This window comes from Massilia aurea (genome assembly GCF_040790145.1).
Lineage (GTDB): Bacteria > Pseudomonadota > Gammaproteobacteria > Burkholderiales > Burkholderiaceae_D > Telluria > Telluria aurea_C.
Genome location: NZ_JBFMMP010000010.1, coordinates 36,461 through 55,716, shown reverse-complemented (window position 1 = coordinate 55,716; position 19,256 = coordinate 36,461). Strand labels below are relative to the sequence as shown.

At 66.8% G+C, this 19,256-nt stretch carries 10 protein-coding genes; 3 read left to right on the top strand and 7 right to left on the bottom strand.

The window, feature by feature from the left end; genetic code table 11:
- Positions 1 to 27 precede the first annotated feature (27 nt).
- The 3 genes from lptC to AB2N08_RS14845 are packed head-to-tail and all read right to left on the bottom strand — an operon-like array spanning position 28 to position 2,194.
- Positions 28 to 633 carry an LPS export ABC transporter periplasmic protein LptC gene (gene lptC / locus AB2N08_RS14855; RefSeq protein WP_367611434.1) on the bottom strand — a complete coding sequence of 202 codons (606 nt, stop codon included), beginning with the start codon at positions 631 to 633 and terminating at the stop codon, positions 28 to 30.
- 5 nt (positions 634 to 638) lie between these two features.
- Positions 639 to 1,175, bottom strand: a complete 537-nt coding sequence (locus AB2N08_RS14850; protein WP_367611433.1) for a KdsC family phosphatase — start codon at positions 1,173 to 1,175, stop codon at positions 639 to 641.
- Positions 1,175 to 2,194 (bottom strand): KpsF/GutQ family sugar-phosphate isomerase, encoded by a 1,020-nt coding sequence (locus AB2N08_RS14845; protein ID WP_370662422.1) that lies wholly within the window; start codon positions 2,192 to 2,194, stop codon positions 1,175 to 1,177. Before AB2N08_RS14845 ends, AB2N08_RS14850 begins: the two co-directional genes overlap by 1 nt.
- Before the next feature lie 109 nt (positions 2,195 to 2,303).
- Between AB2N08_RS14845 and AB2N08_RS14840 the strand changes: the two genes are divergently transcribed.
- Positions 2,304 to 4,283 (top strand): cation:proton antiporter domain-containing protein, encoded by a 1,980-nt coding sequence (locus tag AB2N08_RS14840; protein ID WP_367611431.1) that lies wholly within the window; start codon positions 2,304 to 2,306, stop codon positions 4,281 to 4,283.
- 3 nt (positions 4,284 to 4,286) lie between these two features.
- Here the strand turns inward: AB2N08_RS14840 and AB2N08_RS14835 are convergent, their stop codons facing one another.
- The 3 genes from AB2N08_RS14835 to AB2N08_RS14825 all read right to left on the bottom strand — a co-directional run bounded on the left by AB2N08_RS14835 (position 4,287) and on the right by AB2N08_RS14825 (position 7,277).
- Complete coding sequence (locus AB2N08_RS14835; protein ID WP_367611430.1) at positions 4,287 to 5,405, bottom strand: GGDEF domain-containing protein; 1,119 nt, start codon at positions 5,403 to 5,405, stop codon at positions 4,287 to 4,289.
- Positions 5,406 to 5,516: 111 nt separating this feature from the next.
- Positions 5,517 to 6,362, bottom strand: coding sequence for an MOSC domain-containing protein (locus AB2N08_RS14830; RefSeq protein WP_367611429.1), 846 nt, complete (start codon positions 6,360 to 6,362; stop codon positions 5,517 to 5,519).
- A 75-nt stretch (positions 6,363 to 6,437) separates the two neighbouring features.
- Entirely contained in the window at positions 6,438 to 7,277 is an 840-nt protein-coding gene (locus AB2N08_RS14825; protein WP_367611428.1) for an alpha/beta fold hydrolase, read from the bottom strand.
- A 175-nt stretch (positions 7,278 to 7,452) separates the two neighbouring features.
- Here AB2N08_RS14825 and AB2N08_RS14820 point away from each other — a divergent pair, with 175 nt between their 5' ends.
- On the top strand, positions 7,453 to 10,473 hold the full coding sequence (locus AB2N08_RS14820; RefSeq protein ID WP_367611427.1) for a sensor histidine kinase: 3,021 nt from the start codon (positions 7,453 to 7,455) through the stop codon (positions 10,471 to 10,473).
- A 93-nt stretch (positions 10,474 to 10,566) separates the two neighbouring features.
- Here the strand turns inward: AB2N08_RS14820 and ychF are convergent, their stop codons facing one another.
- The gene (gene ychF / locus AB2N08_RS14815; protein WP_367611426.1) at positions 10,567 to 11,658 is read right to left on the bottom strand and encodes a redox-regulated ATPase YchF; all 1,092 of its coding nucleotides are present in this window, start codon (positions 11,656 to 11,658) and stop codon (positions 10,567 to 10,569) included.
- 263 nt (positions 11,659 to 11,921) lie between these two features.
- Here ychF and AB2N08_RS14810 point away from each other — a divergent pair, with 263 nt between their 5' ends.
- Positions 11,922 to 19,244, top strand: a complete 7,323-nt coding sequence (locus AB2N08_RS14810) for an Ig-like domain-containing protein (protein WP_367611425.1) — start codon at positions 11,922 to 11,924, stop codon at positions 19,242 to 19,244.
- Positions 19,245 to 19,256 lie beyond the last annotated feature (12 nt).

The window sequence follows — 19,256 nt, the reverse complement described above, 5'->3', positions numbered from 1 at the left end:
TTAGCACGCGCGCGGGGCTGGTGGCCTTCAGCGCTGGCGTGGCGGATAGACGATACGGCCGCGGCCGGACAATTGCATCTGCATGGTCGCATTGTTGGCAACCAGGCCGACGGCCTTCAGGCTGGACGCGCCAAGCTCCATGTCGATCGGCTGATCGGTCTTGACGATTTCTTCGTCGGGCAACACGGTCATGGCCTGCGTGCGCACGCGCAGCGCTTCGCTCACGGGCGTCTTCGGGCGTTGCAGGTCGACGTCGCCGAACAGTTCGACGCGGTGTTCTTCGTGGAAGATGCGCGCATTCCTGGCCACCACCGTCATCGGCGGGCGGCCCGGTTCGATGCCGCGCAAGAGCGGCTGCTCGACGTTCGACACGTCGCCCAGCGGGATGTGGGCCAGGCGCTTGCCCGACACCACATAGCTCGGCTGGCCGTTCGGCGTCATGCGCACGAACGAGAAGTTCTCGACGATGTAATCGGGCTCGTTGGGCGGGCCGCCCAGCTGCGCATCGATGTCGGTCGCCTGCATCAGCTGCAGCAGCCAGAAGCTGCCGAAGGCGAAGAACACGCCGATCACGATCATCGCCAGCAGATTCCAGCGGTGCGCGGTGCGTTTGTTGGCGGCGAGAGTGGCCATGGCGTTCAGGCGAAATACGGCGCGAGCGCCTGGTCGTAGGTGCCCTGCGCGCGCATGACGAGGTCGCAGATCTCGCGCACCGCGCCGCGCCCGCCGCCGTTCTTCGTCACGTAGTGCGCGCGGTGCTGCACTTCAGGGTGACCGGACGGCACGGCGACGGCAAAGCCCACGCGCGCGAACAGCGGCAGGTCGATCACGTCGTCGCCGATGTAGCCGCATTGGTCGGCCGTGAACCCGGTGGCCTCGAGCAGCTTGGCAAAGCCGATGCGCTTGTCGTGGATGCCCTGGTGGACATGCGAGATGCCCAGGTCGGCCGCGCGCTTGACGACGATCGGCGACAGGCGCGCGCTGATGATCGCGGTCTGCACACCGGTCTTGTTCAGCAGCTGGATGCCCAGGCCGTCGAGCACATTGAAGGTCTTGGTCACTTCGCCGTCCGGGCCGTAGGTCAGGCTGCCGTCGGTGAGCACACCGTCGACGTCGAAGATCATGACCTTGATGCGCGCGGCGCGCTCGATGTGGGCCAATACAGGAGTAGTCATCAGATCACCTTCGCGCGGGTCAGGTCGTGGATGTGCAGCGCGCCGACCAGGCGGCCGTCATCGATCACGAGCATCTGGTTGATGCGGAATTCTTCCATCACGGCGACCGCGTCGACCGCCAGCTGCTCGGGACGCACGCTGCGCGGATTGGCGTGCATGACGTCGCGGATCAGCACATTCGAGAAATCGTGCATGCGCTCGATCACGCGGCGCAAGTCGCCGTCGGTGAACACGCCCAGCGGCCGGCCATCGGCGTCGACCACGGCGGTCATGCCCATGCCCTTCTGGGTGATCTCGAGCAGCGCCTTGACCAGCGGGACATCCAGCCCCACCGATGGAATGGCGTCACCGGTGCGCATCACGTCGCGCACGTGGGTGAGCAGGCGCCGGCCCAGCGCGCCGCCCGGATGCGACAGCGCGAAATCCTGCTCGCGAAAACCGCGCACGTCGAGCAGCGCCACGGCCAGCGCGTCGCCCATCGCTAGCGTGACGGTGGTGCTGGTCGTCGGCGCCAGGTTGAGCGTGCAGGCCTCTTTGGCCACCGCGATGTTCAGGTGGACGTCGGCCAGCCTGGCCAGGCGCGAGGCCGGCTTGCCGGTCATGGCGATCACGCGCGCGCCCAGGCGTTTCACGGCCGGCAGGATGTCGAGCAGCTCGGACGATTCGCCCGAATTCGAAATGGCGATCAGGATGTCGTTGGCGGTGACCATGCCCAGGTCGCCGTGCGCGGCTTCGCCCGGGTGCATGAAGAACGCCGGCGTGCCGGTGGACGACAGCGTGGCGGCGATCTTGCGGCCGATGTGGCCCGATTTACCCATGCCCGAGACCACCACGCGGCCGGTGCCGGCATAGATCAGCCGTGCGGCATCGACGAAGCTGCTGTCGTCGCCCAGGCGCGCGTGCAGCGCGACAATCGCATCGGCCTCGATGGCCAGGGTTTGGCGACCCAGGTCCAGCACGCGCTGCGCCAGGGTCTCGTCAAAACTTTTCAGCATTATTTGGTCATCAGTTACACTCATTCCAGAAGTATAAACGAATTGCGAAAGCAAAAAACTTGCCAGTCGTAACATTCGATGACAAGCACGCCTCGCGGCGCATCGACACAACAACCACCGCCCGCTTCACCCCATGCACTCTGGTCTCGAACTTACCCTGTTGCTGCTCGGCTGCGCCGTCCTTGGCGTGGTCGCCTTTCGCAGCCTGCACCTGCCGCCGATGCTCGGCTACCTCGCCGTCGGCGTGCTGATCGGCCCCCACGCCCTGGCCCTGGCCGAAGACAGCCCCACCACCCACGCGCTGGGCGAATTCGGGATCGTCTTCTTGATGTTCTCGATCGGGCTCGAATTTTCGCTCGGCCAACTGCGCTCGATGCGGCGCATCGTGTTCGGGCTGGGGCTCGGGCAGGTGGTGTCGACCGTCGCCGCGGCCATGGGCATCGGCCTGCTGGCGGCCTACTTCATGCCAAAATTGTCCCTGGCGTGGCAGGCCGCGTTCGCGTTGGGCGGCGCGCTGGCCATGTCGTCCACGGCGATCGTCGTCAAGCTGCTCACCGAGCGCCTCGAGCTCGAGAGCGAGCATGGGCGGCGCATCATCGGCATCTTGCTGTTCCAGGACCTGGCGGTGGTGCCGCTGTTGATCATGATCCCGGCGCTGGCGCGCGACCCGGAAGACATGGCGATCACGCTGGGCCTGGCCGCGCTCAAGGCCGGCCTGGTGCTGGCACTGCTGCTGTTCTTCGGCCAGAAGCTCATGGGGCGGTGGTTCACGATCGTGGCCAAGCGCCGCTCGCAAGAGCTGTTCATGCTCAACCTGCTGCTGGTGACGCTTGGCGCGGCCTGGATCACCGAGCAGGCCGGCCTGTCGCTGGCCCTGGGCGCCTTTGTCGCCGGCATGCTCATTTCAGAAACACCGTACAAGCATCAGGTGGAAGAAGACATCAAGCCGTTTCGCGACGTGCTGCTTGGCCTGTTCTTCATCACGATCGGCATGCTGCTCGACCTGCGCCTGGTGATCGGGTACTGGTGGCAGGTGACGCTGCTGCTGGCGCTCGTGGTGCTGCTCAAGGCCGGCCTGATCGTGCTGATGGCGCGCGCGTTCGGCGCGCCGCTGGGCACCGCGCTGCGTACGGGCCTGGCCCTCGCGCAGGCCGGTGAGTTCAGCTTCGTGCTGCTCAGTCATGCAGCCGGCTCGAAGCTGATCGACCCGTTCGTGATGCAGCTGGTGCTGGCCTCGATGGTGCTGTCGATGCTGGCCGCGCCCTTCATCATCGGCTACATGGACAAGATCGTGATGAAGGTCGCGGCCAATGAATGGATGATGCAGTCGCTGCAGCTGACGCAACTGGCCACGCGCACCATGAAAACGCAGAAGCACGTGATCATCGCCGGCTTCGGGCGCAGTGGCCAGAGCCTGGCCACGCTGCTGAAAGAAGAGGCGCTGCCGTGGTATGCGCTCGACCTGGATCCGGAGCGCGTGCAAGAGGCGCAGGCGGCCGGCGCGTCGGTGTCGTACGGCGACGCCGCGCGCCGCGAAAGCCTGATCGCGGCGGGCGTGAATCGCGCCAGCGCGCTGGTGATCACGTTCGCTGACACGCGCCAGGCGTTAAAAGTGCTGCACCTGGTGCACGAGCTGGCGCCCACCCTGCCGGTGATCGTGCGCAGCCACGACGACGGCGACATGGACGTACTCAAGGCGGCCGGCGCGACCGAGGTGGTGCCGGAAGCGCTCGAGAGCAGCCTGATGCTCGCCTCGCACGCGCTGGTGACGCTGGGCGTGCCGCTGCGGCGCGTGGTGCACCGGGTGCAGGCGGCGCGCGACGACCGCTACGCCACGCTGCGCGGCTACTTCCACGGCGCGGGCGACAGCGGGGCCGATCTCGAACACGGCCACGTGCGGCTGCATTCGGTGCGCCTGCATGCGCAGGCCGGCGCGGTCGGCATGACCCTGGGCGCATTGCGGCTGGCCGATGTGGCGGTCGACGTGACCACCTTGCGGCGCGGCGGCCAGGACGTCGCACCCGAACCGGCCGTGATCCTGGCGGCGGGCGACGTGGTGGTGCTGCGCGGGGACGGCGAGGCGATCAGCCGCGCCGAAGAGCGGTTGCTGTAGCCGTCAGGCGAACGTAATGACCTGGTTGCGGCCCGCAGCCTTGGCCTGGTACAGCGCCGCATCGGCCGACGCGATCAGCTCTTGCGCCACGCCTTCGATGGCGTGATCGCGCTCGAAATCGGTGAGTGCCGCCACGCCGATCGACACCGTCACGGCGACCTCCTCGCCCGTGCTCAGGCCTACCGGCGTGCCGGCCACGCTGGCGCGGATGCGGTTGGCGACCATGCTGGCGTTTTCCAGGTCAGCGTCGATCAGTACCACGACGAATTCCTCGCCGCCGAAGCGGCACAACGCATCGGACATGCGCAGTTCGGCCTTGATGCGGGTGCACACTTCGCGCAGCACGTCGTCCCCGCCCTGGTGGCCGACGGTGTCGTTGACGCGTTTGAAATGGTCGATGTCGATGTACATGCACGACAGGCGGTAGCCCTGGCGCCGCGCGCGCGCGATTTCTTCGACCAGGCGCCGGTCCATGTAGCGCCGGTTGTAGGCGCCGGTAAGCGAATCGGTCAGGCCGATATACTTGAGCATCTCGTTGCTGATCACGTTCTCGAGGCAGATCGCGATGATCGAGCCCATGTGCTCGACGAAATCGGTGCCAAGGGCCGGCGTGAACCGGCTTGGGTCGGCGCTGCCCAGGTTGAGACTGCCGATCAGGCGCTTGTTGCGCAGCAGCGGCACCAGCGCCACGCTGCGCAGACCGGCCGGCGGCTGCGGGAACATCGCGTGATGGCGGCCTGGTACAAAGGCGCCCAGCAGTGGCCGCGGGAGGCGCTCGGGCGCCATGTCAAAGCCAAGCTCGACCGCATGCTCGCAGAACATCAGGTTGGGCAGCGTCTCGAAATCGACGCCCAGGCGGTGCATGACGGTATAAATATCGGCGTTCTGGTCGATCAGCGACAGCGTGACGATATCAAGGTCCGAGATCACCGGCAGCGTGCTGAAGATCGTGCCGACCAGCTCGGGGAAACTGCCGGCGCCGACGATTTCCAGGTCGAACGCCTGGTGACGGCACATGATCTCGTGATTGCGCTCGGCCTGTTCGAGCAGGTACGCCATGCGCGCGCGCAAGGTCTCGTTTTCCGCCATGAGTTCTTGCGGCGATGCGCTCGGCTCGTGCATGAAGCATTCCTTTCAGCAATAACCGTAACATTACGCCATCCATCCTGGCTTGGATACGAAAAACCGCCTGTCATTACAGGCGGTTAGGCGATTTAGCGACAGTGTCCTGGTCTAGAACGCGAGCTCGACGTCGAATTGCTGGCCCACCCGCAGCAGTTGGCCGATGCCGCCCTGCACGATGACGTTCATGCCCACCGTGACGGCGCCGTCCATGCGCGGATTGGCGCGGTAGGCTTGCAGGATGTCGAGCGGATCGGGGCCGGGAATGCCGGTGGCCTGGTCGACCGCTGGGATCGGACAGCGCGCGCAGGGCTTGACCGGCCGCAGCGAGATCGCATCGTCGTGGAACGCGGCGACGAAATCTTCCTCGAACGCGTCGATGCCATCGAGGACCACGTTCGGGCGGAAGCGGTTCATCGGCAGCGCGGCGCGGCCGGCTTGGGCGAGCTTGCCGTTGATGTCGTCGAGCGAGGCCTGGCCGATCAGCAGGATCGGGTAGCCGTCCGAAAAGCGCGTGGCGGCCGCGACGCCATTCGTCCATTTGGTGCTGGTTGGGCGGTGGTAGTCGGGGCGAAAGCGCACCAGGCGGCATGGTGCGCCGATGGCGGTGCTGAACCAGCTGGCGGCGGCGTCGCCGCAATCGGCGGCAGGGATGCGGTCTTCCCAGATCAGCACATTGATCGTTGGCGCGGCGGCGTCGTGCGCCAGCGGCAGGTGCAGGGGCGGCATGCCGGGGGCGTCGGCGATCAACGTGGCGCCGTCGATGCGCGGGGTGACGACGGCCATGCGTGGCACCTCGCGCTGGGTCAGGAACAGGCCATCCTGCGTGACCAGCATCCACTCGCGGTCATGCACGCCGAGGGCCGACAGGCCGTCCAGGGCCAGGTGGGCTTCAGGCACGGACAGGCCGGCGCAGGATTTGATCGGGTAGACAACGAGTTCGGTGAGGGTGGCCATGCTGGAATGAAGCTGCGGTTTTTGTTGATGAACGCATCAGGCTACCGCAACTTCAGGTGACTGCACAAGGCCCGATCAGCTGCGCAGGAATGCCAGCAACTCGGCGTTGAGCCGCTCCTTGTGCGTCGCTGGCAGGCCGTGGCCAGCCCCCTCGTACACGGACAGGCGGCCCTGCGGCAGCATCTCGACGGCGCGGCGTGCAGTGGCGGCCAGCGGCACGATCTGGTCGTCGTCGCCATGGATGACGAGGGTCGGGATCGTCATCTGTCTCAGGTCGGCGCTGAAGTCGGTTTCGGAGAACTGCTTGATGCAGGCATGAGCGCTCTTGATGCTGCATTGCAGGCCCTGGATCAGGAAGGACTGGCGCATGCCTTCCGACACCTTGGCGCCGGGGCGATTGAAGTTGTAGAACGGTGTACTCAGGTCGAGGAAGAACTGGGCGCGGTCGTTGCGCACGCCTTCACGAATGCCGTCGAAGACCGACATCGGCACGCCATCGGGATTGGTGGGCGAGACCACCATCTGCGGCGTGACCGCCCCTACCAGCACCGCCTTGTTCACGCGCTGCGTGCCATGACGCCCGATATAGCGCGCCACTTCGCCGCCGCCGGTCGAATGGCCGACCAGCGTGGCGCCGGTGATGTCGAGCGTCTCGAGCAGGGTCGACAGGTCGTCGGCGTAGGTGTCCATGTCGTTGCCGTGCCAGGCCTTGCTCGAACGGCCGTGGCCCCGGCGGTCATGGGCGATCACCCGGAAGCCATGCTCGGCGAGGAACAGCATCTGGTCTTCCCAGGCGTCGGCCGACAGTGGCCAGCCATGGCTGAACACGACCGGCGTGCCGTGGCCCCAATCGGTGAAATGGATCGTGGTGCCGTCGCGGGCGGTGACGGTATCGATGGTGTGTGCTGTGCTCATATGGGCTCCTTGGCGTGGCGTGGGGTTCGTGAGGTGATGCCGGTATTATCGGCCTGGATACGGCGCGCGCTCCCATGCGAAAGTGGTGCTGCGGGGGACCCTTTTGGGGGGGTGGGCAGCCATTGCCCGCCGGCTGGTAGAGTGACGGTTTCAACAAATGCGCCGTCACGCTTTCATGGTTTTGCCAATCCGCTTTCCTTCCTGGCTATTCGCTCACCTGGTTATCACTCTGGCGCTCGCGGCGCCAGCGCCGGCATGGGCCAACCCCGACACGGCGCCGTCACCGATCATCGCCATGGACCATGCCAGCTGGACTGCCGCGAACGGCGCGCCGGCCGGCGTCAAGGGCATCACGCAGACGCCGGATGGCTGGCTATGGATCGGAGCGTCGTCGGGCCTGTTCCGCTTCGACGGCGTGCGCTTCCAGGGCGCGCAGGGGGCGCTGGCGCCGCTGTCGGCCAACATCAACGAGATCGGTGTACTGAACGACGGCAGGTTGTGGGTCACCTACAAGTTTGGCGGCGCCAGCCTGCTGCAGGACGGCGCGATGCGCCACTTTCCTGCCGGCCAGGGCGGCATGCCGGGCGGGACCAGCCACCGGATGGGGCAAGACAGCGCCGGCCGCATCTGGCTCGGCACGTCGTCCGGGATGCGCATGCTCGGCGCGGACGGCAGCTGGCGCGTGCCCGATGCGTCCTTCGGCCTGCCGGCTGGCGACGCCGTCGCGATGCTGCTCGACCGGCGCCAGACATTCTGGGTCCGCAGCCGCGACGGCGTGTATGCACTGCGCCGCGGCAGCACCCACTTCGAGCGCACGCTGGCCATCAGCGGCAGCGGCGTGCTGGGAGAACATCCTGACGGCAGCATCTGGGCGTCAGGCATGCTGACACCCGGCCTGCAACTGGTGGAAGGCCCTGCCGGCAGCGACCCCGGCGCGTGGGCAACCGACGACCGCATCAACAATTTCCGTTTCGACCGCAGCGGCACTTTGTGGCTGCCCGGAAGATCCGGCATCAGCCGCATCGGCCCGGCCGGTTCAAGCCTGCGCCAGCTGACCGGCAGGGCCAATGGACTATCGGGGCAGTACGGGTTCACCGTGTTCGCAGACCGCGAGGACAATCTCTGGGTGGGCACCGAGAGCGGCATCGACCGCTTCCGCGCATACCGCCTGACGCCGCTGAAGCTGCCGCCCTACATCGCCGGTGCGCGGCCGCTGGCGGCGCATCCCCATGCCGGCGTCTGGGTCGACCGCTCGTTTTTGGCGGGCCCGGATGCGGCGCCAGCGCAGATTGCGCCGCCATCGTCGGATGCGGACCTGACCACGGCCCTGTACGCAGCGCCGGACGGCGTGCTCTGGAGCGGCGGCATCGGCGGCTTGTGGCGCATCGAGAATGGGCGGCGCAGCGCCGTACCGCTGCCGCCCGACGTCCCGGATCCGATGCGCACCGCGATCTTCTCGCTGGTGGGCGGCGCCGATGGCGCATTGTGGGTCAGCCTGGGCCGGCGCGGGCTGTTCACGTTGCAGGGTGGGCGCTGGCTGGCCAATGGCGGCGCCCCCGGCCTGGCCGGCCTGGCGCCGACGGCGATGGCGCGCGACGCCGGGGGACGCATCTGGTTCGGTTCCACTGATGACCGCGTCGCCATCCTCGAGCGCGGCGTGGTGCGCCACCTCGGGCGCGCCGAGGGCTTGCGCATGGGTACCGTGCTGTCGATCCTGCCGGTGGCCGGCGGCGCCTGGATCGGCGGCGAGAACGGCCTGGCCTGGTACGATGGCCACCGCTTCACGCACCTGACAGGTCGGGGCGGCGACCAGTTTACCGGCATCACCGGCCTGGTGTTCGCCCGCGACGGCACGCTGTGGCTCAACGGCGGCGCCGGCATTTCCGCGATCGGCCCCGAGCAAGTGGCGCGTGCTGCGCGCGAACCCGGCTACCAGCCGCAGTTCACACGCCTTGACTACCGCGACGGCTTGCCCGGCACCGCCAGCGGCATCACGCCACTGCCTTCGGCAGTACGCAGCAGCGACGGCGTGCTGTGGTTCTCGACCACGGGCGGCACGGTCGCCTTCGATCCACTGGCGCTGCCGCGCAACACCCGCGTGCCGCCGGTCGTCATCACGGCGCTCAGGGCCGACGGGCAGGACAACCCGGTCCGCGCCGGCGTGCGGCTGCCGCCCCATACCGGCACGCTGGAAATCGGCTTCAGCGCGCTGAGCTACCGCGCGCCCGAGCGCATGCGCTTTTTCTACCGGCTCGACGGCATCGACACCGACTGGCAAGCGTCGGAACAGCGCCGCACGGCCCACTACACGAACCTGCCGCCGGGACACTACCGCTTCTCCGTGATCGCCTCGAACGACGACGGCCTCTGGAACCGCGAGGGCGCATCGCTGTCGTTCGAGGTGACGCCGAGCCTGACCCAGACACTGGCGTTCCGGCTGGCCTGCGCCCTGCTGATCGTGGCCGGCCTGTGGCTGCTGCACCGGATGCGCCTGCGCCACGTGGCGCGGCGCGTCACCGCGCGCATGAGCGAGCGCCTGGCCGAACGCGAGCGCATCGCGCGCGAATTGCACGACACGCTCCTGCAATCGGTGCAGGGCCTGATTCTGAAGATGGGCGCGTCGCTGCAGCGCCTGCGCGACGATGAACGCGCGCCGATCGAGGCCGCGCTGAACCAGGCCGACGAGGTGCTGGCCGAAGGCCGCGACCGCGTCGCCGGCCTGCGCGGCGCGAACCCGGCGCACGGCGACCTGGCCCAGGCCATCACGGCTTTCGGCGCACCGATCGCGCACGAGGGCGCCGTACGCTTCGAGGTGCAGGTGCACGGCATGCCGCTGGCACTGGAGCGCAGTGTCGGCGATGAAGTCTTCGCGGTCGTCAGGGAGGCGCTGCGCAATGCGTTCTCGCATGCGCAAGCAGCTGCGGTGACGGTGACGCTCGATTACCGGGCGGCAGAACTGGTCGTCAGCGTGGCGGACGACGGGCGCGGCATTGCGCCGGACGTGCTTGCACGTGGCGCACGGCCCGGCCATTGGGGTATTCCCGGCATGCGCGAGCGCGCCGCCGGCATTGGAACGCTCGAGCTACGGTCGCTCACCGGCGGCGGGACCACGTGGTGCTTGCGGGTGCCGCTGACAGGCTCGTCGTTGTATGGCTGGGTGAGGTCGCGGGTGCGCACGTGGCGGGCGTGGCGGTAATGGCGCCAGTCACGACATAAAAAAAAGCCCCGACGCCGAAGGCTGTCGGGGCTTTTTCAGGCGACCGGAATCCGCTGGATTCCGACCTGTTGCTTAGACGTTGAACAGGAAGTTCAACACATCCCCATCCTTGACGACATATTCCTTGCCCTCGGCGCGCATCTTGCCCGCCTCTTTCGCGCCGGCCTCGCCCTTGTAGGCCAGGAAATCGTCATACGCGATCGTCTGCGCGCGGATGAAGCCGCGCTCGAAGTCGGTGTGGATCACGCCGGCTGCTTGCGGTGCGGTGTCGCCCACGTGGATGGTCCAGGCGCGCACTTCTTTCACACCGGCGGTGAAGTAGGTCTGCAGGCCGAGCAGCTTGTAGGCAGCGCGGATCAGGCGGTCCAGGCCCGGCTCTTCCATGCCCAGGTCGGACAGGAAATCGGCCTTGTCGGCGTCGTCCATCTCGGCGATTTCGGACTCGATCGCGGCGCTGATGGCCACGATCGGCGCGTTCTGCTCTTTCGCGTACGCGGTCAGCAGGTCAAGCAGCGGGTTGTCGGTGAAGCCCGTGTCGGACACGTTGGCCACGAACATCGCCGGCTTGGCCGTGATCAGGTGCAGCGTCTTGATGATTTCCATCTCGTCGGCGTCCAGGCCCACGGTGCGCACTGGTTTGCCCTGGTCCAGGTGCGGCATCAGGCGTTCGCAGATGGCAACCAGCTTGGCCGCATCCTTGTCGCCCGAGCGCGCTTTTTTATTTTCGCGGTGGATCGCTTTTTCGACGGCGGTCATGTCGGCCAGCGCCAGCTCGGTCTGGATGACTTCGATGTCGTCCAGCGGGCTGACCTTGCCGGCCACGTGGATCACGTTGTCGTCATGGAAGCAGCGCACGACGTTGATGATGGCGTCGGTTTCACGGATGTGCGACAGGAACTGGTTGCCCAGGCCCTCGCCCTTCGATGCACCGGCCACCAGGCCGGCGATGTCGACAAATTCGACGATCGCATTGACCATGCGTTCCGGCTTGACGATGGCGGACAGCGCGGCCATGCGCGGATCCGGCACTTCGACCACGCCCACGTTCGGCTCGATGGTGCAGAACGGGTAGTTTTCAGCTGGGATGCCGGCCTTGGTCAGTGCGTTGAACAGGGTGGACTTGCCGACGTTTGGCAGGCCGACGATGCCGCATTTGAGGGTCATGAGAACTCTTTCTGATTCGATAAAAGCGAGCGATCAATGAACCGCTCTAAACCCTGCATTGTACCGTCGAACCGGCGGCACTGCCGAAAAAAACGGCGCACGGCGTGGCCAAGTAAACCCGAAAATGACGAATATACAATACCGAAAGTCAGGTTGTATCCAAAAAGCCTCGACTGCAAATAATCGGTTTTACTGAATTGCTTGCCGGCAGTAATATGGCTGATTCACACTATCCCTACGCCTCGCGCTAACAAGGACCCGCCATGCCCGCTCAAACTACGGCCTCCCGCCAAGAGATTGCTTTCGTCAACAGTAATCTCGCGGACATCCCGGCGCTGATCGCCGGCCTGCGCGCCGATATCGAGGTGATCATGCTTGACCCCACGCGTGACGGCGTCGAGCAAATCGCCGAGGCGCTGGCAGGTCGTGCCGGCCTGGATGCGATCCACCTGGTAGGCCATGGCGCCTCGGGTCTGCTCCAGCTTGGCGACGTCACGCTCGATGCGGCGTATCTCAAGTCGCACCCTGCCCTGATGGCGCAGATCGGCGCTTCGCTGGACGACGACGGCGATATCCTGGTCTACGGCTGCGAAACTGGCGCCGGGCGCAGCGGTGGGCAATTCTTGCAGGCCCTGGCCGCGACCACCGGCGCCGACACCGCCGCATCGACGGACGTCAGTGGCGGCGCGCTGGCCGGCGGCAACTGGCAGCTGGAGCGCTCGGCAGGCCAGGTCGATACCGTTTCGGCCATGACCCTGGCGGCCGACAACTACCTGTCGATGCTGCCTTTGAGCACGGGCACGATTCATACCTACAGCGAGAATACCTGGGCCTGGAGCAGCCTGGTGGAAGCCGCCGATGGCACGCTCTACCTCGCCCACAAAATCGATCGCACCGCTGTCAGCATCGAGACATGGAACGGCGCGGGCTGGACGGAAGTCACCCGCGTGACCACCAGCATGACGGGCGACACTGAGTTTGGCGACTACCTGAATCTGCAAATCGATCCGGACGGCAACCTGGACCTGATGTTCCAGCACAGCCGGTGGACCGGCAACGATAGTGTCGCCTCGACCCGTGGCATCAAGTTCGGCGAGTACAACCTTGGCAGCAATAGCTGGACCACCAGCACGGTGCAAGAGGCGTCGCACCCGAGCGGCGCGCGCAATTTCAGCGACCCGTCGCTGACTGTCACCGCAGACGGCGCCCTGCATGTGGTCTACAACTACGCCTATTCCCCGGGCGGGTCCGCCGAGTACAAGATCCAGTACGCATCGAGCAGCAACAACGGCCAGACCTGGTCGGTATCGACCGTGCTGACCACCACCATCAACGGCGAAGACGAGTTGCATAACCCGACCGTCCTGCTGGACAACGATGGCGCCATCCACTTGTTCTACGTGCGCGAAGACAATCAGAACGTTACCTTCGGCAACCTGTACCACGCCGTCAAGACCGCTGGCAGCAACAGCTGGTCGACGCCCGAGAAAATCGCGAGCGATCTGGGGAGCAACTTTACGGTTGCTACCGATGGCGAGGCTTTCTACTTTGGTTACAGCGACTACCAATATGACGCGCAGATGGACATCACCGGCACCACGCTGAAGGTCTTGTCCAACGAGAGCGGCAACTGGGTCACGGACAGCAGTCAGAGCTACACCGGCCTGGTCGGCGTCAGCGGCCTGGAAGTCAGCGCCGGCAAGCTGCACATGCTGGTGTCGGGCTACACGCAGGGTTACGCGGAATCGTTCGTCACCGTGCTGCGCAAGGACGGCGCCACCTGGACCAAAGGTTTCCAGGGCGAACAGGATCTGCCATCGCTCACGGTCCAGGCCCCGGACATCTTCGATGAAAGCACCTTCCTCATCGGCGCCGACGGCCAGATCATGGTCGTCACCGAATCGGGCGAACTGAAAGTTGTCGGCTATACGACCGGTAGCGCCGCCGACTTTGGCCTGGACACGAACGCGGCGCCGGTCGTCAGCGACCTGGCTGGCGACAGCGGCGTGTTCACGGCGGGCGCGCCCGACCCGGTCGAGGACATGGCCTACATCGATGAACAGGCCGGGAACATGGGCGCCGTCGTCGTCAGCGATGCCGATGGCGGCGACTTCATCGGCGGCAACCTGACCATTACCCGCACGTCAGGCGCCGCCGACGGCCGTTTCGTGTTCGACTTCGACAGCAGCGGCCTGCTGGCGTTCGGTCCTGACAGCAATTCGCTGGGCGGCACCCTGCGCGCCGGCGACAAGCTGTTCCATCAAGAATTGGGCACATGGACCGAAATCGGCCAGGTACACGCCACCAAGGACGGCCAGGCCGGCCGCGACCTGGTGATCACGTTCACCGGCGTCAACGCCGATGCGACCGCCGCGTCGGACCTGATCAAGTTCATGCTGTACACCGCGCCAAGCGCTGGCGCGCGTGCCTTCTCGCTGACCGTCAGCGACGGCGACGGCGGCACCTCGGCGCCGGTCAGCTTCGGCATGACCGGGATCGATATCGTGGCGCCGGTCGTCTCCAGCATCACGTCAAGCGCACCCGATGGTCTGCGCAAGCTCGGCGACACTGTGCAGATCGCAGTGAAATTCTCGGAGGCCGTCATCGTCACTGGCGCGCCGACGCTGCTGCTCGAAACCGGCGCGACCGACCGCGCCGCCACCTATCTCAACGGCAGCGGGAGCGACACGCTCGTGTTCAGCTATACGGTGCAGGCGGGCGACCTGTCGGCCGACCTCGACGTGGTCAGCAGCAGTGCGCTGCAACTGAACGGCGGCACGCTGCGTGATGCCGGCGGCAACAATGCCGTGCTGACGCTGGCCGCGCCCGGCGCAGCCGGTTCGCTGGGCGCCGCCAAGGCAATCGCGGTCGATGGCGCCGCGCCATCGGATATTGTCTTGAGCAACGCCACCGTCGCGACCCAGGGCGGCGCCCACGCCCCGGTCGGCACCCTGTCGAGCGTCGATGCCAACCCGCTCGACAGCTTCACCTACAGCCTGGTCAGCGGCGCCGGCAGTACCAACAACAGCGCGTTCGAGATCGTCGGCGCCCAGTTACGCGCTCTCGATGCGGGCACCCTGTCCCCAGGCGCCTATCTGGTGCGGGTGCGCACCCAGGATGCAGCCGGGAATCGCTACGAAGAGTCGATGAGCATCAATGTCACCTCGGGGCCAAGCGTTGCCATCACGACCGACAGGGCATCGCTCGGCGTCGGCCAGAACGCGATGATCACGTTCACGTTCTCGGATACGCCACAGAACTTCGTGCTCGGCGACGTCACGGTTGCAGGCGGCACACTCGGGTCGTTGACCGTCAACCCGCTGAACGACAAGGTCTACACGGCCACGTTCACCCCGACCGCCGGCCAGCAGAGCCTGGCAGCCTCGATCTCGGTCGGCGCCAATACCTTTACCGATGCAGGCGGCCTGCAAAATACCGCGAGCACCACCAACGCGATCCTGAGCGGCGATACGCTGGCGCCAAGCGTGACGATCTCCAGCGACCGCGCCACCTTCAAGGCCGGCGAGACCGCAACGGTAACGTTCACGTTCAGCGAACCGCCGAGCAACTTTGTCGCGAGCGATATCGCCGTCACCGGCGGCGCGCTGGGCAATCTGCAGGCCAGCGCCAACCCCCTGGTGTACACCGCCACCTTCACGCCGACGGCCAATCTCGAGTCGCTGTCCGGCAAGATCGCGATTGCCGCTGCGGCCTACACGGACGCGTATGGCAATGACGGCGCGGCCGCGACCGACCTGACCATCGTGGGCGACACCCTGGCGCCGGTCGTCAGCGGCGCCGGGATCACGTTGTCTGGCGCGAGCGGCGTTGGCGGCGTCTTTGTTGCCGGCGATACCGCGCGGGTCAAATGGGACGACAGCGCCGACGGCGACCACAACCCCGACACCGCCGCCGTCAGCGTGGACATGCGCGCCTTTGGCGGCCCGGCCGCCGTGGCGGCGACGCGGGTGGACGGCGTCTGGAGCGCAAGCTTTGCAATCACAGCCGGCGCCATCGATGCGAGCGGCCGCAACGTGGCGGTGACGGTCGTCGACGACGACGGCAACCAGACCATCCGTAACAGCAGCAGCACGGCCAGTATCGACAACCAGGCGCCGACCGTGACCGCAGGCGCGATCGCCGTTGCCGGCGCCAACGGCGCCGGCGGGGTCTACAAGATTGGCGATGTCGTCAGCGCCACCTGGAGCACCGCGATCAATGTCAACGCCGACGTGGCCGGCGTGCAGTTCGACTTCAGCGGGTTTGGCGGTGGCCTCGTGGCCGGCAGCGCCAACAATGGCATCTGGAGCGCCACCTACACGATCGTGGCAGCGAACCTCGACGCCGCCAACCGCAATGTCGCGGTGGCGGTCACCGACGATGCCGGCAACCTGACCTCGCTCGCGGGCATCGCGAATGTCCGGGTCGATGCGATCCACCCGCAGGTCACGTCCATCACGGTGGCCGGCAACCCGGCGCCGGATGCCACCAGTATCGACTACACCGTGGTCTTCTCCGAGGTCGTGCAAGGGGTCGAGCTCGAAGACTTCATTCTCGTCGGCGAAGGCGAGGCCGAAGGCACGCTGGCGGGCCTGAGCGGCGCCGGCACCAACTGGACCGTCAGCGTCAACGGTATCAGCGGCAGCGGTACGCTCACGCTGATCGTGGACCCCGCCGTTGCCGGCATTCGGGATACGGTTGGCAACACCGCTCTCGAGGGCGTGGTCGAAAGCGACGCGCACGGGGTCTCCTTCAACGGAGTGCCGGTCATCGGCAGCAACGGCGGCGGCGCGAGCGCGCAGTTCAGCGTTGCGGAGAAGCAGCAGGCCGTGACCACAGTGACGGCCACCGATGCCGACCAGCAGCCGCTGACGTATGCGATCAGCGGGGGCGCCGACGCAGCCCTGTTCACGATCGATGCCGCCACCGGCGTGCTGCGCTTCCTCTCGGCGCCGCTGCGCAGCCAGGCCGCCGATAGCGACCTTGATCATGTCTACGAAGTGAGCGTCAGCGCGCAGGACGGCCAGGGCGGCATCGACACCCAGGCGTTGAGCGTCACCGTGCTGGCCGACCTGGACGGCGACGGCATGCCGGATCTCGACGATGACGACATCGACAACGACGGCGGCCTGAACAGCGTGGAAGACCCGGTCCCGGGCGCCTTGGGCGTCGTGGGCGACGGCAATGGCGATGGGCTGGCCGACAGCACCCAGCGCAACGTGGCGTCGCTGCCGACGGTCGTGCCGGGCGCGCCCTATGCCACGCTCGAGGTCGAAAACGGCCTGAGCCTGTCGTCAGTGTCGAGCCTGGCTGCTGCCAGCGGCTTGCCGCGCAACGTCAAGATGCCGGTCGGCCAGTTCGATTTCACCATCGACAACGTGGCGCCCGGCGCTGCGGCCACGGTCAGCATCTACGTCGACAGCAGCCTGAAGGTAAATGGCTATTACAAGCAGAACACCAGCGGTGCCTGGGTCAACCTGGCCACGGCGGTGACTGCCGTCGGCACCAAGACCAAGGTCACGTTCTCGCTGACCGATGGCGGCCAGTTCGACAGCGATGGCGTGGTGAACGGCAGTATCAGCGATCCGGGTGGCCTCGTCACGATCGCGCCGGCGATCGTCAGCAATGGCGGCGCGCCGACCGCGAATCTCACCGTGCGCGAAGGCACTACCACCGTCACCACGGTGCAGGCGGGCAGCGGCGCCGGCTATGCGATCACGGGCGGCCTTGACGCGGCGCTGTTCCAGATCGATGCCGTGACCGGCGCGCTGCGCTTTGCCAGCACGCCATCACACAGCCAGCCGCTCGATGCGGGCGCCGACAATGTGTATGACGTCCAGGTCACGGCCACCGATGCGTTCGGCTTTGACACCCAGGCGCTGGCCGTGCGCGTGACCGCCAGGCCGACCACGCCGGTCACACCGACCGAACCGCCGGTCACGCCGCCGGCCACCGTCATCGACGGCGTCAGCGTGGTCAATGAAACCCGCACCAATGCCGATGGCAGCACCAGCACCGCGATCCTGATTCCCGTCGTGCAGCCGGACCGCGCCGAGACCGTGGGCAACAACACCGTGGCCGACATTCCGCTGGTCAGCGTGGGCGGCAGGGTTGTCCTCAGCACCCAGGTGCCGCAGGGCGTCGGCGTGACGATCAGCGGCACCGCCGCCCCTGTCGGCGTGAATGACGCCCTCACCAACCTGATTCGGGAAATCCGGGGCGTTACCACGGACGGTTCGTTCGACCAGACCGAGATGACGGGCGGCGGCTCCGGCTTCCTGGCCAGCCTGCCCACGAATGCCAACCTGCTGGTGCACACCGTGGCGCCCACTGCGGCCCCGGGCGCGCTCGCCAATGGCCAACTGGTGATCCAGGGCGTGCCGGCAGGCACGGGCCAGCCACTGTCGGCGCTCGTGATCGATACCAAGGGCTTGCCGGGCGGCTCGACGATTTCGCTGCAGGACGTGAGCTTCGCGGCCATCGTCGGCAGCGTGACGGTGCGGGGCGGCGCCGGTTCGCAGACCGTGTGGGGCGACAGCGCCAGCCAGAACATCATGCTCGGCGACGATGACGACGTGCTCCATGGCGGCGGCGGCGACGACATCGTCGGCAGCGGCGGCGGCAACGACCGCATCTTCGGCGACGACGGCAATGACATCGTGTTCGGTGGACTGGGCAATGACTTCGTCGATGGTGGCGCCGGCATCGACCGCGTGCAGCTCGTGGGCAGCGGACGCGACGACTATAGCGCGCGCTTCGACAACGGCCAGCTGGTGCTGACCCACCGCGACGGCGGCGCCGACGGCGTCGATACGGTCGCCAATGTCGAAGTGCTGCGCTTTACGGATGCCGACGCCGATACGAGCGTGCGCGGCACGGTCGAACGCCTGTACGAAGCCGTGCGGGGCGGCGCAGCCGATCAGGCCACCCTGGGCGCCATGGCGGACGCCGCCGCCCAGGGCGTTTCGCTGGTCGAGATTGCCGGCCGCGTGCTGGCGAGCGGCGAGGCGCAGCAGGCGGCGGGCAGCGATGCCGCGTTCCTGACAGCCTTGTATGCCAACACGTTCGGGCGCGCTATCGATGCGTCCGGCCTGGCCTACTGGTCGGGCGCGCTGGGCGGCGGCCAGATGAGCCGTGCAGAAGTGGCGCTTTCGATCGTCGATTCGGCAGAAAAACTGGCGATGCCGGTCACCCGCGACATCGACGTTGGTGCCACCGATATCGGCACCCTGGTACGCCTGTATTCGGCGCTGTTCGACCGCAGCCCCGACATGGGCGGCATCAACTACTGGCTGTCGCTGTCCGAGGCGGACATGTCGCTGGCCGACATCGCCGATGGGTTCATTGCATCGGCCGAAGCCAGCGCCGGATACAGCGCCATGAGCAACGAGGTGTTCACGCAGTCGTTGTACGGGAGCGCCATGCACCGTACCGCCAGCGCGGCGGAAGTCGCTTACTGGACCGGCCTGCTCGACAGCGGCGCCCTCGACCGTGGCGACGTCCTGCTGCAGTTTGCCGAGTCCGACGAGAAGGTGGCCCTGGTCGGCGTCATCAGCACCAGTCTCGACACCGGCGTGGTGGGCTGACTGCCTGCCTGA

What these genes read in the sequence shown, in the direction of transcription:
- ychF (WP_367611426.1), bottom strand. Translation starts at nt 11,658, where the DNA reads ATGACCCTCAAATGCGGCATCGTCGGCCTGCCAAACGTCGGCAAGTCC.
- AB2N08_RS14840 (WP_367611431.1), top strand. Translation starts at nt 2,304, where the DNA reads ATGCACTCTGGTCTCGAACTTACCCTGTTGCTGCTCGGCTGCGCCGTC.
- AB2N08_RS14850 (WP_367611433.1), bottom strand. Translation starts at nt 1,175, where the DNA reads ATGACTACTCCTGTATTGGCCCACATCGAGCGCGCCGCGCGCATCAAG.
- AB2N08_RS14810 (WP_367611425.1), top strand. Translation starts at nt 11,922, where the DNA reads ATGCCCGCTCAAACTACGGCCTCCCGCCAAGAGATTGCTTTCGTCAAC.
- AB2N08_RS14825 (WP_367611428.1), bottom strand. Translation starts at nt 7,277, where the DNA reads ATGAGCACAGCACACACCATCGATACCGTCACCGCCCGCGACGGCACC.
- AB2N08_RS14835 (WP_367611430.1), bottom strand. Translation starts at nt 5,405, where the DNA reads ATGCACGAGCCGAGCGCATCGCCGCAAGAACTCATGGCGGAAAACGAG.
- AB2N08_RS14820 (WP_367611427.1), top strand. Translation starts at nt 7,453, where the DNA reads ATGGTTTTGCCAATCCGCTTTCCTTCCTGGCTATTCGCTCACCTGGTT.
- AB2N08_RS14830 (WP_367611429.1), bottom strand. Translation starts at nt 6,362, where the DNA reads ATGGCCACCCTCACCGAACTCGTTGTCTACCCGATCAAATCCTGCGCC.
- AB2N08_RS14845 (WP_370662422.1), bottom strand. Translation starts at nt 2,194, where the DNA reads ATGAGTGTAACTGATGACCAAATAATGCTGAAAAGTTTTGACGAGACC.
- lptC (WP_367611434.1), bottom strand. Translation starts at nt 633, where the DNA reads ATGGCCACTCTCGCCGCCAACAAACGCACCGCGCACCGCTGGAATCTG.